This is a genomic window from Pseudomonas sp. Pso3 (assembly GCF_055393275.1).
In genome coordinates this window covers 2,915,449-2,929,397 of the sequence record NZ_AP043687.1, presented here as the reverse complement: position 1 = coordinate 2,929,397, position 13,949 = coordinate 2,915,449, and the positions used below count along the sequence as shown (strand labels likewise).

The 13,949-nt window shown below is 69.2% G+C and carries 13 protein-coding genes; 9 read left to right on the top strand and 4 right to left on the bottom strand.

What is annotated here, in order from left to right; translation table 11 throughout:
• The first annotated feature begins 239 nt into the window (after positions 1 to 239).
• The 9 genes from tyrS (at position 240) to ACZ5R1_RS13715 (ending at position 9,205) form a co-directional block, all read left to right on the top strand.
• Positions 240 to 1,484 carry a tyrosine--tRNA ligase gene (tyrS, locus tag ACZ5R1_RS13755; RefSeq protein ID WP_464712404.1) on the top strand — a complete coding sequence of 415 codons (1,245 nt, stop codon included), beginning with the start codon at positions 240 to 242 and terminating at the stop codon, positions 1,482 to 1,484.
• 10 nt (positions 1,485 to 1,494) lie between these two features.
• Positions 1,495 to 2,172, top strand: a complete 678-nt coding sequence (locus ACZ5R1_RS13750) for an SDR family NAD(P)-dependent oxidoreductase (RefSeq protein WP_464712403.1) — start codon at positions 1,495 to 1,497, stop codon at positions 2,170 to 2,172.
• Between the two features lie 98 nt (positions 2,173 to 2,270).
• Positions 2,271 to 3,038, top strand: coding sequence for an SDR family NAD(P)-dependent oxidoreductase (locus tag ACZ5R1_RS13745; RefSeq protein WP_464712402.1), 768 nt, complete (start codon positions 2,271 to 2,273; stop codon positions 3,036 to 3,038).
• A gap of 10 nt (positions 3,039 to 3,048) precedes the next feature.
• Positions 3,049 to 4,233: an acetyl-CoA C-acyltransferase gene (locus tag ACZ5R1_RS13740; protein ID WP_464712401.1), complete on the top strand. Its 1,185-nt coding sequence runs from the start codon at positions 3,049 to 3,051 to the stop codon at positions 4,231 to 4,233.
• A 14-nt stretch (positions 4,234 to 4,247) separates the two neighbouring features.
• Positions 4,248 to 5,033 (top strand): enoyl-CoA hydratase, encoded by a 786-nt coding sequence (locus ACZ5R1_RS13735; protein WP_007162199.1) that lies wholly within the window; start codon positions 4,248 to 4,250, stop codon positions 5,031 to 5,033.
• Between the two features lie 65 nt (positions 5,034 to 5,098).
• Positions 5,099 to 6,001, top strand: a complete 903-nt coding sequence (locus ACZ5R1_RS13730) for a LysR substrate-binding domain-containing protein (RefSeq protein ID WP_027597689.1) — start codon at positions 5,099 to 5,101, stop codon at positions 5,999 to 6,001.
• A 183-nt stretch (positions 6,002 to 6,184) separates the two neighbouring features.
• Positions 6,185 to 7,492, top strand: coding sequence for an MFS transporter (locus ACZ5R1_RS13725; protein WP_058790840.1), 1,308 nt, complete (start codon positions 6,185 to 6,187; stop codon positions 7,490 to 7,492).
• Entirely contained in the window at positions 7,489 to 8,742 is a 1,254-nt protein-coding gene (locus ACZ5R1_RS13720) for a metal-dependent hydrolase family protein (RefSeq protein WP_464712400.1), read from the top strand. Before ACZ5R1_RS13725 ends, ACZ5R1_RS13720 begins: the two co-directional genes overlap by 4 nt.
• 61 nt (positions 8,743 to 8,803) lie before the next feature.
• The gene (locus tag ACZ5R1_RS13715; RefSeq protein ID WP_464712399.1) at positions 8,804 to 9,205 is read left to right on the top strand and encodes an ester cyclase; all 402 of its coding nucleotides are present in this window, start codon (positions 8,804 to 8,806) and stop codon (positions 9,203 to 9,205) included.
• On the opposite strand, the gene ACZ5R1_RS13710 is transcribed toward ACZ5R1_RS13715, so the two are convergent.
• From ACZ5R1_RS13710 to ACZ5R1_RS13695, 4 genes are read right to left on the bottom strand one after another with little or no spacing between them, the layout of a single operon-like run.
• Positions 9,202 to 10,221, bottom strand: coding sequence for an AraC family transcriptional regulator (locus tag ACZ5R1_RS13710; protein ID WP_077173094.1), 1,020 nt, complete (start codon positions 10,219 to 10,221; stop codon positions 9,202 to 9,204). The two genes, ACZ5R1_RS13715 and ACZ5R1_RS13710, sit on opposite strands and share 4 nt — an antisense overlap.
• Positions 10,218 to 11,600: a dihydrolipoyl dehydrogenase gene (gene lpdA / locus ACZ5R1_RS13705; protein WP_464712398.1), complete on the bottom strand. Its 1,383-nt coding sequence runs from the start codon at positions 11,598 to 11,600 to the stop codon at positions 10,218 to 10,220. Before lpdA ends, ACZ5R1_RS13710 begins: the two co-directional genes overlap by 4 nt.
• Positions 11,601 to 11,602: 2 nt before the next feature.
• A complete protein-coding gene (locus ACZ5R1_RS13700) occupies positions 11,603 to 12,889 on the bottom strand; it encodes a dihydrolipoamide acetyltransferase family protein (protein WP_027601239.1) in 1,287 nt (428 codons plus the stop codon).
• 1 nt (position 12,890) lies between these two features.
• Entirely contained in the window at positions 12,891 to 13,949 is a 1,059-nt protein-coding gene (locus ACZ5R1_RS13695; protein ID WP_007162204.1) for an alpha-ketoacid dehydrogenase subunit beta, read from the bottom strand.

The window sequence follows — 13,949 nt, the reverse complement described above, 5'->3', positions numbered from 1 at the left end:
AGAGGAGGTGCGACATCTGGTCGAAGCGGCAGTGCGAGCGGTTCGCAGTTGCCAAGCGGCGGGCGAGTGGGTAGCGTGGCGCCCCATGCGAACCTTCCTTTGCCCCATCAGCGCCTATTACTCCTACCTGACCAATATCGGGTGGTAGGTACTGCGCTGCATGACCGAATCGCCCAGGGCGGCTCGGTCAAGGCAACTTCTCCCGGTCTCCCAGGCACCGTCCAGCCACAGGAGACCCCATGGACAGCACCACGCAAGACCTGCTCGCCACCCTCGAAGCCCGCGGCTTCGTCCATCAGACCACTGACCGTGACGGCCTCGCCCGCGCCTTTGCCAGCGGCCCGGTGACCGGCTATCTCGGCTTCGACGCCACCGCCGACAGTCTCCACGTCGGCCATCTGCAGGGCCTGATGCTGATGCGCTGGCTGCAGCGCGCCGGCCATCCCATCCTGCTGCTGATCGGCGGCGCCACCACCCGCATCGGCGATCCCAGCTTTCGCGACAGCAGCCGTCCGGTGCTCACCGACGGCCAGATCGCCCTGAACATGGCCGGTATCGCCAAGGCCTTCCACCGCTACCTGGAGGTCGGCGATGGCCACGGTCGCGCTCAGGTGGTGGACAACGCCGAATGGCTCGACGGCCTCGGCTACCTGAATTTCCTCGGCGCCGTGGGTCGGCACTTTTCCATCAATCGACTGCTGACCTTCGATGCCATCAAGAATCGTCTTGATCGCGAGCACTCGCTGTCCTTCGAGGAATTCGGCTACACCCTGCTGCAGGCCTACGACTTCGTCGAGTTGTCGCGCCGTTACGGCTGCACCCTGCAACTGGGCGGCGCGGACCAGTGGGCCAACATCATCAATGGCGTGGAGCTGTCACGCCGGCAGGGTGGCCCTCAGCTCCATGGCCTGACCATGCCACTGCTGGCCACCCGTGACGGCCGCAAGATGGGCAAGTCGGCCCAGGGCGCGGTCTGGCTCAACGAGGAGCGGCTGTCGGCCTTCGACTTCTGGCAATTCTGGCGCAACTGCGACGATGCCGACGTCGAGCGTTTCCTGGCGCTGTTTACCGAGCTGCCGCTGGACGAGGTACGGCGGCTGGCGGCCCTGGGCGGCGCGGAGATCAATCTGGCCAAGACCGTGCTGGCCAACGAGGCGACCCGCCTGGCCCACGGCGAGGGCGCCCAGCGCGCGGCCGAGGCGGCGGCCGCCGAGGTCTTCGCCGACCGGGACGGCGGTGGTCGCTTGCCGACGCTCGCTCTGAGTCGCCGGCAGCTCGATGGGGGTGTCAGCCTGGTCGAGCTGCTAGTGCAGACCGGTGTGCAGCCGTCGCGCAGTGCGGTCCGCCGACTGGCGGAAGGCGGTGGCCTTCGCCTGGACGAACTGCCCGTATCCGATCCCGATGTGCGGCTCACGGCGGGCGACGTCGGTCGACGGGTAAGTCTGGGCAAGAAGCGGCATCTGCGCATCACAGCGCTGGACTGAGGAGAAGGCGATGAAGGTCTGGGTGATAGGCGCCTCGCGGGGCATAGGACTGGGGCTGGTCGAGCGCTACCTGGGTCGTGGCGACCAGGTGCTGGCGCTGGTACGAACACCGAATGCGGCGCTGGACGCCCTGGCGGCGACCACCGCGGGGCGGCTGCGGGTGGTGACCGGCGATCTCTGCGATCCCGAGCTGGGCACGCGACTGCTGAGCGAAAGCCGCGATGAGTCGCTGGATCGGCTGATCGTCAATGCCGGCATCATGGGGCCGCACGAGGTGGAGGGGCAGCGGGCGACCGCCGAGGAGCTGGGCGAGTTGTTCCTGACCAATGCCGTGGCGCCGCTGCGGCTGCTGGAGGCCCTAGCACCGCGGATGGCTGCGGCGGGAGTGGCGGCCTGCCTGAGTTCGCAGATGGGCAGCGTCAGCCTGGCACGGGCCGCCGACATGCCGCTCTATGGCGCCAGCAAGGCGGCGCTCAATAGCCTGCTGCAGAGCTGGGTCGCCGGGCAGCAACCGGCCTTCGCCGTGCTGGCGCTGCACCCGGGTTGGGTGCGTACCGCCTTGGGCGGGGTCGGCGCGCCCGTCGAGGTGGCCGATAGCGTTGCCGGTCTGGTAGCGACGATCGAGACGCGGGCCGGCCAGCGCGGCTGTGCCTTTCTCGACTACCAGGGCCAGGAACTGCCCTGGTGAGCAGGGGGCCGGATCGCTCAGTGCAGCTGAGCGATCCGGCCCTTGTCCGACCTCTGTCGAGGATCGAAGATGAGTCCATCATCCTGGAGAGCCCGCCCATGCGCATCGACGAGCACACCTTTCTGGTAACCGGCGCCGGATCCGGCCTTGGCGCCGCCACCGCCGCGGCGCTGATCGCGGCAGGCGCCCGGGTGGCACTGCTGGATCTGCAGGCCGAGGCCGTGCAGGCCCAGGCCGAACGCCTCGGCGACCGGGCCCTGGCGCTCGCCGTGGACGTGACCGATGCCGAGGCCCTGAGCGCTGCCATGGATACCCTCCTGGCCCGCTGGGGCGGTCTGCAGGGGGCGATCAATTGCGCCGGCATCGTCGGCGGCGCACGCATCCTCGGGCGCAACGGCCCCCACGATCTCGCCGCCTTCGCGCGCATCATCAACGTCAACCTGGTGGGCAGCTTCAATGTGCTGCGCCTGGCCGCCGCGGCCATGGCCCAGGGCGAGGACGATGCCGGCGGCGAACGCGGCGTGATCATCAATACTGCGTCCATCGCCGCCTTCGACGGCCAGATCGGCCAGGCCGCCTATGCCGCCTCCAAGGGCGGCGTCGCCGCGCTCACCCTGCCGGCGGCGCGCGAACTGGCCGGGCAGGGCATCCGGGTCATGACCATAGCGCCGGGTGTATTCGAGACGCCCATGATGGCCGGCATGACCCCCGAGGTGCGCGAGGCCCTGGCCGCCAACGTGCCCTTTCCGCCGCGCCTCGGTCGCGGCGAGGAATTCGCCGCCCTGGTCCGCCACATCATCGATAATCCCATGCTCAACGGCGAGGTGATCCGTCTCGACGGTGCGCTGCGCATGGCCCCGCGCTAGGAGAGTTGTCATGAACGATCCCATTGTCATTGTCGCCGCCGCTCGCACCCCCATGGGCGCCCTGGGCGGCGAACTGGCGGCGCTGTCGGCGCCACAGCTGGGCAGCGCCGTGATCCGCGCCGTGCTGGAGCGGGGCGGTTGGTCGCCGGAGCGGGTCGACGAGGTGCTCATGGGCTGCGTGCTGCCCGCCGGCCTCGGCCAGGCACCGGCCCGCCAGGCGGCCCTTGGCGCCGGCCTGGACCAGAGCACGCGCTGTACCACCCTGAACAAGATGTGCGGTTCGGGCATGCAGGCGGCCATCCTCAGCCATGACCTGCTGCGCGCCGGCAGTGCCGAGGTGGTGGTGGCGGGCGGCATGGAAAGCATGAGTCGCGCGCCCTATCTGCTGGAAAAGGCCCGTAGCGGCTACCGCCTCGGCCACGGCGCCCTGATCGACAGCATGTTTCTCGACGGCCTGGAAGACGCCTACGAGCCCAGGCGCCTGATGGGCACCTTCGCCGAGGACTGCGCGGCGCACCTGGGTATCGGCCGCGAGCGCCAGGATGCCTATGCCCAGCAGTCCCTCGCCCGGGCGCGCCAGGCGCAGGCCAGTGGCGCCTTCGTCGCCGAGATCGTCGCGGTGGAGGTGGCGGGGCGCAAGGAAACCCTGAGCATCGACACCGATGAACAACCGCGCCGCGCTGATCCGGCACGCATTCCCACCCTAAAGCCGGCTTTTCGCGAAGGCGGTACCGTCACCGCGGCCAACGCCAGCTCCATCTCGGATGGCGCCGCGGCATTGCTGCTGATGCGCGCCAGCACGGCGGCGCGAGAAGGGCTGACGCCGCTGGCGACGATCCGTGGCCATGCCGCCCATGCCGGCGCGCCGGGCGACTTTCCCACCGCGCCCATCGGCGCCATCCGCACCCTGCTCGCGCGCATCGACTGGCAGCTGAACGACGTCGACCTGTTCGAGATCAACGAAGCCTTCGCCGTGGTGGCACTGGCCGCCCAGGATGCCCTGGGGCTGGACCCGGAGCGCCTGAACGTGCACGGTGGCGCCTGTGCCCTGGGCCATCCCATCGGCGCCTCCGGCGCGCGGATCCTGGTGACCCTGATCCAGGCGCTGCGCCAGCGCGGTCTGCGCCGGGGCGTGGCCGCCATCTGCATCGGCGGTGGCGAGGCCACGGCCATGGCGCTGGAACTCAACGACTAGACAAGGACAAGACCATGAGCGAACCCTCTGCCGAATCGACCCTGCTGCTGGAGATCGAGGCGCGCGTCGCCCTCATCACCCTCAACCGCCCGAAGGCGCTCAACGCCCTCAATGCCCAGCTGCTGCACGAGCTGGATGCCATGCTGGCGCGTCTGGACGCCGATCCCGAGGTCGGTTGCGTGGTGCTCACCGGCTCGGCCAAGGCCTTCGCCGCCGGCGCCGACATCAAGGAAATGGCGGGGCAGGGCTATCCGCAGATCTACCTGGACGACTATTTCCGCGTCGCCGACCGCATCGCCGAGCGGCGCAAGCCGCTGATCGCCGCCGTGGCCGGCTACGCCCTGGGTGGTGGCTGCGAACTGGCGCTGCTGTGCGACTTCATCTATGCCGCCGACACCGCGCGCTTCGGCCTGCCGGAGATCACCCTGGGCGTCATTCCCGGCATCGGCGGTACCCAGCGCCTGACCCGCGCCCTGGGCAAGGCCAAGGCCATGGAGCTGTGCCTGACCGGACGCCAGCTGCCCGCCGCCGAAGCCGAGCGCGCCGGCCTGGTTGCCCAGGTGTTTCCCGCCGACGAGTTGCTGGAGCGCACCCTGGAAGCCGCGCGCGGCATCGCCAGTCGCTCGCTGCCGGCGACCCTGCTGCTCAAGGAGAGCGTCAATCGTGCCTTCGAGACCAGCCTGGCCGAGGGCATCCGCTTCGAGCGCCGGGTCTTCCATTCGCTGTTCGCCAGCGCCGACCAGAAGGAAGGCATGGCCGCCTTCGTCGAGAAGCGCCCGGCGAAGTTCGAGCATCGTTGAGCGCTCCCGGCGCTTCTCGGAGGCGCTAGACTGGCCGTTTCCGCCCAGCGTCGCAGAGCCTTCGGATGCGTATCGACCCCTTGCCACCCCTGACCAATCTGATTGCCTTCGAGGCAACGGTCAGGCTTGGCAGCTTTACCCGTGCCGCGCTCGAGCTCAATCTCACGCAAAGCGCCATCAGCCGTCAGGTGGCGCAGCTGGAGGCCTTTCTCGGTCGCGCGCTGTTTCGGCGGGAACACAAGCGGCTGCACCTGACCGTCTCCGGGCAGCGCTATGCCGAGCGGGTCCAGCAACTCTTGGCGGGCCTGGCGGAAACCACCGCCGAGGTCATGGATCTCAGTGGCGAGCAGCAACTGGTCCTGGCCTGCTCCTCGGGCGTCGCCGCCCTGTGGCTGGGGCCGCTGATCGGCCATTTTGCCAGTGCCTTTCCCGGCATCGACGTGCGCCTGCGGGTGCTGGACAACCTCGATACCCTGCTCAAGCCCGAATTCGATCTGGCGCTCTATTTCCTGCGGGAACCGCCGCCGCCGGGATTGGCCGGTCGCCAGTTGTTTCCCGAATGGGTAGGCGCCTATTGCGCCCCGGACTACCTGGGCGGGCAGCAGCTGTCTCCCCCGGAGCTGCTCGACCGGCGCCTGCTGATGATCGAGGACGGGCAGCGACGCTGGCTGTCCTGGACGGAGTGGTTCGCGCGGCTAGGCTATCCAGCCCCGCGGATCCGCCAGCGGCTCACCGTGAGTCAGTACCCCATCCTGGTCGATCTGGCGATTGCCGGTCACGGTATCGTCCTGGGCTGGCGCCCCATGATCGATGCCCACCTGCGCTCGGGCGCGCTGGTCGAAGCCTGTAGCGAATGCGTGCAGGGGCAGGGGGGTTACTACCTGCTGTGGCCGGGCGATCGCCAGCCGGGCCTGGCGACGCGCCGTTTCGAAGCCTGGCTTAACGACGCCCTGAGCGCGTCACCTTGACCCCTCTTGCATGCGCCTGGCGCATGCAAACCCCTGCAATCAGCGTTTTCCTGCGTCCCGGGTAGCCCCTTAAGCTCGGCGGCAGAGGGCGGAGATCCTCGTCCTGTTTCCTTTATCGAAACTGCCGTCGCCGGTGCAGGGACTCCCGAGTTTCCTGCGCGACTCGCATTCAGGGAGCCAACAATGCAGAGCGCTACGACCTTCCCGCAGCCGTCCACCGCCCACCGCCGCCAGGCCAACAAGGCGGTCGTCGCCACCGTGATCGGCAACGGTCTGGAGTGGTTCGACTTCACCGTCTACAGCTTCTTCTCCGTCATCATCGCCAAGGTGTTCTTTCCGACCGCCAGCGAACTCACCTCCTACCTCCTGGCCCTGGCCACCTTTGGCGTCGGTTTCTTCATGCGGCCAGTAGGGGGCATCCTGCTCGGCATCTACTCCGATCGCCGCGGCCGCAAGGCGGCGCTGTCGCTGACCATCCTCTTGATGGCCGCCGGTACCCTGATCATCGCCGTAACCCCGGGCTATGCCCAGTGGGGGCTGTTCGCCCCGGCGCTCATCGTCTTCGCGCGCTTGCTGCAGGGCTTTTCCGCGGGTGGCGAGATGGGCAGCGCGACCGCCTTTCTCACCGAGCACGCGCCCGCTGGGCAAAAGGCCTACTACTCCAGCTGGATCCAGGCCAGCATCGGGGTGGCGGTCGCCCTGGGTGCAGGCGCCGGCGCGCTGCTGTCGGCGTTGCTGACCCCGGAGCAACTCGAGAGCTGGGGTTGGCGCCTGCCGTTCCTGTTCGGCTCCCTGATCGGCCCCGTCGGTTTCTACATCCGTAGCCGCATCGACGAAACCCCGGCCTATGCCACCGTCGAGCGTGCCCAGTCGCCGCTGCGGGAGGTAGTGCGCATCTATCCCCGCCAGACCGCGATCACCTTTTCCATGGTCGTGCTCTGGACGGTCTGCACCTACTCCGTGCTGTTCTACCTGCCGTCCTACTCCACCCGGGTGCTGGGTCTGCCCAGTGGCCTGGGCTTCACCGCCGGCGTACTCGGTGGCCTGGTGCTGCTGGTGGCGACGCCGCTGGTCGGGCGCCTGGCCGATCGCCAGGGCAAGCGACCCTGGCTGCTGGGGTCGGCCATCGCCGTCTTCTGCCTCGCCTGGCCGTTGTTCTGGATGCTCAATCGCTGGCCGGGCCTGGCTTCCCTGCTGGTGTTCCAGGCCGTGCTGGGGCTGCTGATCTCCGGCTATCTGGGCGGTCTGCTGGCAGCCTTCGGCGAATTGTTGCCGACCCGGGTGCTCTCCACCGGACTGTCGGTGGCCTACAACTTCGCCGTGACCCTGTTCGGCGGCTTCGCCACCTTTACCGTGACCTGGCTGATCGCCGCCACCGGCAGCCCGCTGGCGCCGGCCTTCTACATCATGTTCGCCGCGGCCATCAGTGCCGTGGGCGCGGCGCTGTTTCGCGACGCCGCCAGCGAGCAACCTTCGGGAGAATCCGCATGACTCAAGGCACCTCTCTACTGCTGCGCAACGGCAAGCTGCTGGATCTGGCGAGCGGCACCCTGATCACCGGCAAGGAAGTCCTGGTGGAGGGTGAGCGCATTACCGCCGTGCGCGACCAGAGCGCTGCGCCGCCGGCAGGCGTCACCGTCATCGATCTGGGCGGCCGCACCCTGATGCCCGGCCTCATCGATTGCCATGTGCATGTTCTGGCCTCCAGCGCCAACCTGGGTTTCAACGCCCTGCAGCCGAACGCCATCATCATGTACCGCGCCCTGCCGATCCTGGGCGCCATGCTCGAGCGCGGCTTCACCACCGTCCGCGATGCCGGCGGCGCGGACTGGGCGCTGGCGCGCTCCATCGCCCTGGGACTGGTGCCGGGCCCGCGGATCTTCGCCTCCGGCAAGGCGCTGTCGCAGACCGGCGGCCATGGCGACATGCGGGCGCGTGGGGAGCTGCTGCTGAACGAGCCGTGCAGTTGCTGCTTCCGCGCCGGTGCCATCGCCCGGGTGGTGGACGGGGTGGACAACGTGCGCAAGGCGGTGCGCGAGGAACTGCAGCAGGGCGCCAGCCAGATCAAGATCATGGCCTCCGGCGGGGTGTCCTCGCCCACCGATCCCATCGCCAATACCCAGTATAGCGAAGCCGAGATCCGCGCCATCGTCGAGGAAGCCGAAGCGGCCAATACCTATGTGATGGCCCATGCCTATACCGCCCGCGCCATTCGCCGCGCCGTGGCGTGCGGGGTGCGCACCATCGAGCACGGCAATCTGGTCGACCGGGAGACGGCGCAGCTGATGCGCGAGCGGGGCGCCTTCGCCGTGCCCACCCAGGTGACCTACGAGATGCTCGCCGAGCACGGCGCCCGCTATGGGCTGCCAGCGGATTCCGTGGCCAAGATCGAAGACGTCCGCCTGGCCGGCCGTCGCGCCCTGGAATTTTTCGCCGAGGCGGGCGTACCCATGGGCTACGGCTCCGACCTGCTGGGCGAGATGCACGAATACCAGACCCAGGAACTGCGCATCCGCGCCGAGGTGCTGGGCAATCTGGAAGCCTTGCGCAGCGCCACCAGCGTCGCGGCGCGCATCCTCGAACGGGAGGGCGAGCTGGGTTTCATCGCGGCTGGCGCCCTGGCGGATCTGCTGGTCGTGGATGGCGATCCCTTGACCGATATTTCCTGCCTGGTGGGGCAGGGCGAGCGGTTGGACGTCATCCTGCAGGGCGGCCGTCTGGTAAAGAATCGCCTCGGGTGAAGGGAGACTTGCCGGCCTGGCGTGGTCCCCTGTAGCAGTCAATGACCATGGAGAATTCGTGATGCCCCTCGCCGCAACCGAACTCGGCAGTCACTACCAGGCCTACCTCGACTGCCTCAACCGCCAGGCCTGGACGGAGCTGGGCCGTTATGTCGACGAAGCCGTCGAGCACAACGGCCGGCCCCTGGGATTGGCGGGCTACCAGGCCATGCTGGAAGGCGATCATGCCGCCATTCCCGATCTGCACTTCGCGGCGCGCTTGCTGGTCGTGGAAGCGCCCTGGCTGGCCGCGCAACTGGACTTCGACTGCACGCCACGGGGCGAGCTGTTCGGGCTGGCGGTGAACGGACGGCGGGTGCGTTTCAGCGAGCACGTCTTCTATCGCTTCGAGAACGGGCGAATCCGTGAGGTGCGCTCGGCGATCGACACCGCCGCCATCGCCGCCCAGCTGGCGGAGGGCTAACCCGCGCGACTCTGGCGCTGGCGATAGCCCAGGGGGCTCAAGCCCGTCCACTTGCGAAAGGCGCGCTGGAAGGAGCGGGGATCCGCGAAACCCAGACGCAGGGCCAGCTCCTCCAGGGGCAGGGCGCCTTGATCCAGCTGGCGGCAGGCCAGGCGGCAGCGACGTTCGTCCTTGAGGCGCTGGTAGGTCTGGCCACTCGCCGCCAGCTGGCGTCTCAGGGTCGCAGCCGAAAGACCCAGGGTCGCGGCCAGGCTGACGGCGTCCGGCCAGTCTTCCGGGGCACGACTGCGCAGCAGGGCGCGGATGCGGACGATCAGACTGGCGTCGTCGCGATAGTGCACCAGCAGATTGCCCGGTGCGGCGGCGATGAAGCGACGCGCATCCGCGGCACTGCGGCGGATCGGCAGGCCCAATACGGCGGCGTCCAGCAGCAGGCAGTCTTCGCCGCGGGCGAAGCTGAGGTGGGTGCCGAAGCGCTGGCGATAGTCGGCCAGCAGTTCTGCCGGCGGCTCCTGGGCGGTCAGGCGAATCTCCGCCAGTGGCAAGCGGCGGCCCACCAGCCAGCAGGCCAGGCCGTGCAGGATCAGCCAGAGGGTAAAGACGGCAAAGCTGCCCGGCAGGCTGCCGGGGCCCAGCCGCAGGGTCGCCTGCCCGCCATTGCGCTGCAGGCGCAGATCGACGCCCAGGGTCAGGCGCAGGAAGTCGGCGCTCTGCCGCAGGGCGTCACCGAGGGTCGGTTGCAGGCGGGTGCTCTGGCAGAGAAAGGCAAAGCTGCCAGCCGGGAGCGGGCGTGGGCCAAGGGCGAAGAACTCGTCATCGAAACGCCACGCCAGGCGATACCACAGCTGGCCGAACAGCGGCGCCGAGAGGCGCTCGCGGTCAAGCAGCAGCTCGGCTGGCTGGACGCCTTCGGCAGCGAGCAGGGCCTCCGGCGCCTGACCACTGCGCCGGCACAGCCCGGCCAGGGCTTCGTCGAGGATGCCCGGCGCCAGGCTGTCGCGCGGCAGGCCGGTCACAGATGCAGGGCCCGGCCCAGGGCGCGCAGCGCCGCTTCCTGCACTGCTTCGCCCAGGGTGGGGTGGGGGTGCAGGGTGGCGGCGACGTCTTCCAGTTGCATGCCCATTTCCAGGCTGTGGGAAAAGGCCGTGGCCAGTTCCGCCACCTGCTGCCCGGTGGCCTGCCAGCCAAGGATGCGATGGTCGTCCGCACGAGCCACCACCCGCACGAAGCCTTCCGGCGCCTCCAGGGTGAGGGCACGGCCATTGGCGGCGAAGGGGAAGCTGGCGACCTTGGTCTCCAGCCCCTGGGCCTTGGCCTGCTCGGGGGTCAGGCCGACCACCACGATCTCCGGATCGGTGTAGCAGACCGCCGGGATGGCGACCGGCGCGAAGCGCCGCCGCTTGCCGGCGATCAGCTCGGCGACCACCTCGCCCTGGGCCATGGCGCGATGGGCCAGCAGGGGTTCGCCGGTAAGATCACCGATGGCCCAGACGTCGGTCATGCTGGTACGGCAGCCGTCGTCGACGCGGATATAGCGGCCGTCGTAGTCCAGCGGCAGGCGCTCCAGGCCTTCGGTGCGAGGCCGGCGACCGGCCGCCACCAGGATGCGCTGGGCCGGCAGGACCTGCTCCTCGCCGTCACCGCGGGTCATTCGCAGGCCAGCGCCGTCCGCGGCCAGACCGGCGACGGTGCAGCCCAGGTGGAGCTCGATGCCCAGGCGTTCCAGTCGCTGGCGCAGCGGCGCCGTGAGCTCGGCATCGTAGCCGGGCAGCAGGCGCGATTGAGCCTCCACCACCGCGACCCGGGCGCCCAGCTTGCGATAGGCGATGCCCAGCTCCAGGCCGATATAGCCGGCGCCCACCACCACCAGATCCTCGGGAATCTCTGTAGGCGACAAGGCCTCGGTGGCCGAGATCACCGGGCCGCCGAAGGGCAGGCTGGGCAATTCCACCGAGGTGGAGCCCATGGCCAGCACCAGGTGTTCGGTACGGATGCGCAGCCGTTCGCCACCGGCGCGCTGCACCTCCACGGTCTTGCCGTCGAGGATCTCGGCCCAGCCCTCGACCACCGTCACCCCCTGCTTCTTGAGCAGGGCGGCGACGCCGGTGGTGAGGCGATCGACGATGCCGTTCTTCCAGGCCACGGCCTGGTCGAGGTCCAGTTCCGGGCGGCCATGGCGGATACCGAGGGCGCCCTGGTCGGCGCGACCGCAGGCGCGATGGAATTCCTCGGCGACATGGATCATCGCCTTGGAGGGGATGCAGCCAACGTTGAGGCAGGTACCGCCAAGGGCGGCGCCCTCCACCAGGGTGGTGGCGATGCCCAGCTGAGCGGCGCGCAGGGCGGCGACATAACCGCCGGGGCCGCCGCCGATGATGAGGAGTCGGGTGTCCATGGCTACTCCAGGAAGAGGGTGGCGGGTTGTTCGAGCAGCTGGCGCACGGCCTGGATGAAGCTGGCGGCGTCCTGGCCATCGATCAGCCGGTGGTCGAAGGAAGCGGAGAGATTCATCAGCTTGCGCGGTACCACCAGCCCATGGCGGAAGGCCGGGCGCTCGACGATGCGATTGACGCCGATGATGGCCACCTCGGGATGGTTGATGATGGGCGTGGAGGCGATGCCCCCCAGCGGACCCAGGCTGCTGATGGTCAGGGTCGAGCCGGAGAGTTCGTCGCGACCGGCCTTGCCGCCGCGCACCGCGGTGGCCAGCCGCGCCACCTCCTGGGCGCAGCCCCAGAGATCCAGCGCCTCGGCGTGGCGGACCACCGGCACCGCGAGCCCCTGTTCGCCCTGGGTGGCGATGCCCAGGTGCACCGCGCCATAGCGCGTCACGGTGCTGCTCTCTTCGTCGAAGCGCGCATTCATCTGCGGAAAGTCCCGTACCGCCACCACCAGGGCGCGCGCCAGAAAGGGCAGCAGGGTGAGGTGGGCACGACGACCCTGCCAGCGCTGATTGAGGGTGGCGCGCAGGGCTTCCAGCTCGGTGACATCCACCTCTTCCACATAGGTGAAGTGGGGGATATGCCGTTTGGCGGCCTGCATCTTCTCGGCGATCTTGCGTCTCAGGCCGATCAGCGGGATGCGCTCCTCGCCACTGCGTTTCGCCAGGCCACCGCCGCCGGTGGCGGGCGGCAAGCCGGCGTCGCGTTGCTGCACATAGGCCTCCAGATCGCCATGCAGGATGCGCCCGCCGTGACCGCTGCCGGTGACGAAGCGGAGTTCGATGCCCAGGTCCCAGGCGTGCTGGCGCACCGCGGGAGATGCCAGCGGCGGACTGCCGGGGGCCGGGCGGGAAGCTGGTCGGTCGTCGTCGCGCGGGACCTCCGCCTCCGCGCGACGCGGGGCTGGGGCCGCCGCGGGCGTGGGCGCTTCCGCCTTGGGGGCTGGCGCCGCAGTGGCTGCCACCGGCGCGGGGCGGCTGGCCTCGCGCAGATTGCCGTCGCCGGCCACCTCCAGGCGGATCAGCTCGGCGCCTACGGCCATTACCTGGCCAGGTTCGCCGCCCAGGGCGACCACCCGGCCCACCACCGGCGAAGGAATCTCCACCATGGCCTTGTCGGTCATGACGTCGGCCAGGGTCTGGTCTTCGCCGACCTCGTCGCCCACCGCCACGTACCACTTGACCAGTTCCACCTCGGCGATGCCTTCGCCGATGTCGGGCATCTTGATGACATGGGTACCCATCTCAGACCTCCATCACGCGCTTGAGCGCGGCGCCGACCCGGGACGGACCCGGGAAGTAGTCCCATTCCTGGGCGTGGGGGTAGGGGGTATCCCAGCCGGTCACGCGCTCGATGGGCGCCTCCAGGCGATGGAAGCAGTGCTCCTGCATGAGGGACACCAGCTCGGCGCCATAGCCGCAGGTGCGGGTGGCCTCGTGGACCACCACGCAGCGGCCGGTCTTGTTGACCGAATCGGTGAGGGTCTGCAGGTCCAGCGGCCAGAGGCTGCGGATGTCGATCACCTCGGCGTCGATGCCGGTCTCGGCGGCCGCCGCCAGGGCGACCCAGACGGTGGTGCCATAGGTCAGCACCGTGACCTGCTTGCCGGGGCGGACCACCGCGGCGCGTTCCAGCTCGACCCGGTAATAGCCGTCCGGCACGGCGCTGGCCGGATGGCCGGACCAGGGCGTCACCGGGCGGTCGTGATGGCCGTCGAAGGGGCCGTTGTAGAGGCGCTTGGGTTCGAGAAAGATCACCGGATCGTCGCTCTCGATGGAAGCGATCAGCAGGCCCTTGGCGTCATAGGGATTGGAGGGCATCACGGTGCGCAGGCCGCAGACCTGGGTGAACATGGCCTCGGGACTCTGGCTGTGGGTCTGGCCGCCATAGATGCCGCCGCCGCAGGGCATGCGGAACACCAGCGGCGAGGTGAACTGCCCCACCGAGCGATAGCGCAGCCGCGCCGCCTCGGAGACGATCTGGTCGATGGCCGGGTAGACGTAGTCGGCGAACTGGATCTCCGCCACCGGCCGCAGGCCGTAGGCGCCCATGCCCACCGCGGCGCCGGCGATACCGTTCTCCGAGATGGGCGCGTCGAATACCCGCGAGGCGCCATATTTGGCCTGCAGGCCCTCGGTGCAGCGAAAGACGCCGCCGAAATAGCCGACGTCCTCGCCGAACACCACCACATTGCTGTCGCGTTCGAGCATCACGTCCATGGCCGAGCGGATGGCCTGGATCATGGTCAGGGTGCTGCGGCTGCCGGCCTGGGTCGGCAGGTCGGTTTCCTGTTGTACGGTCAT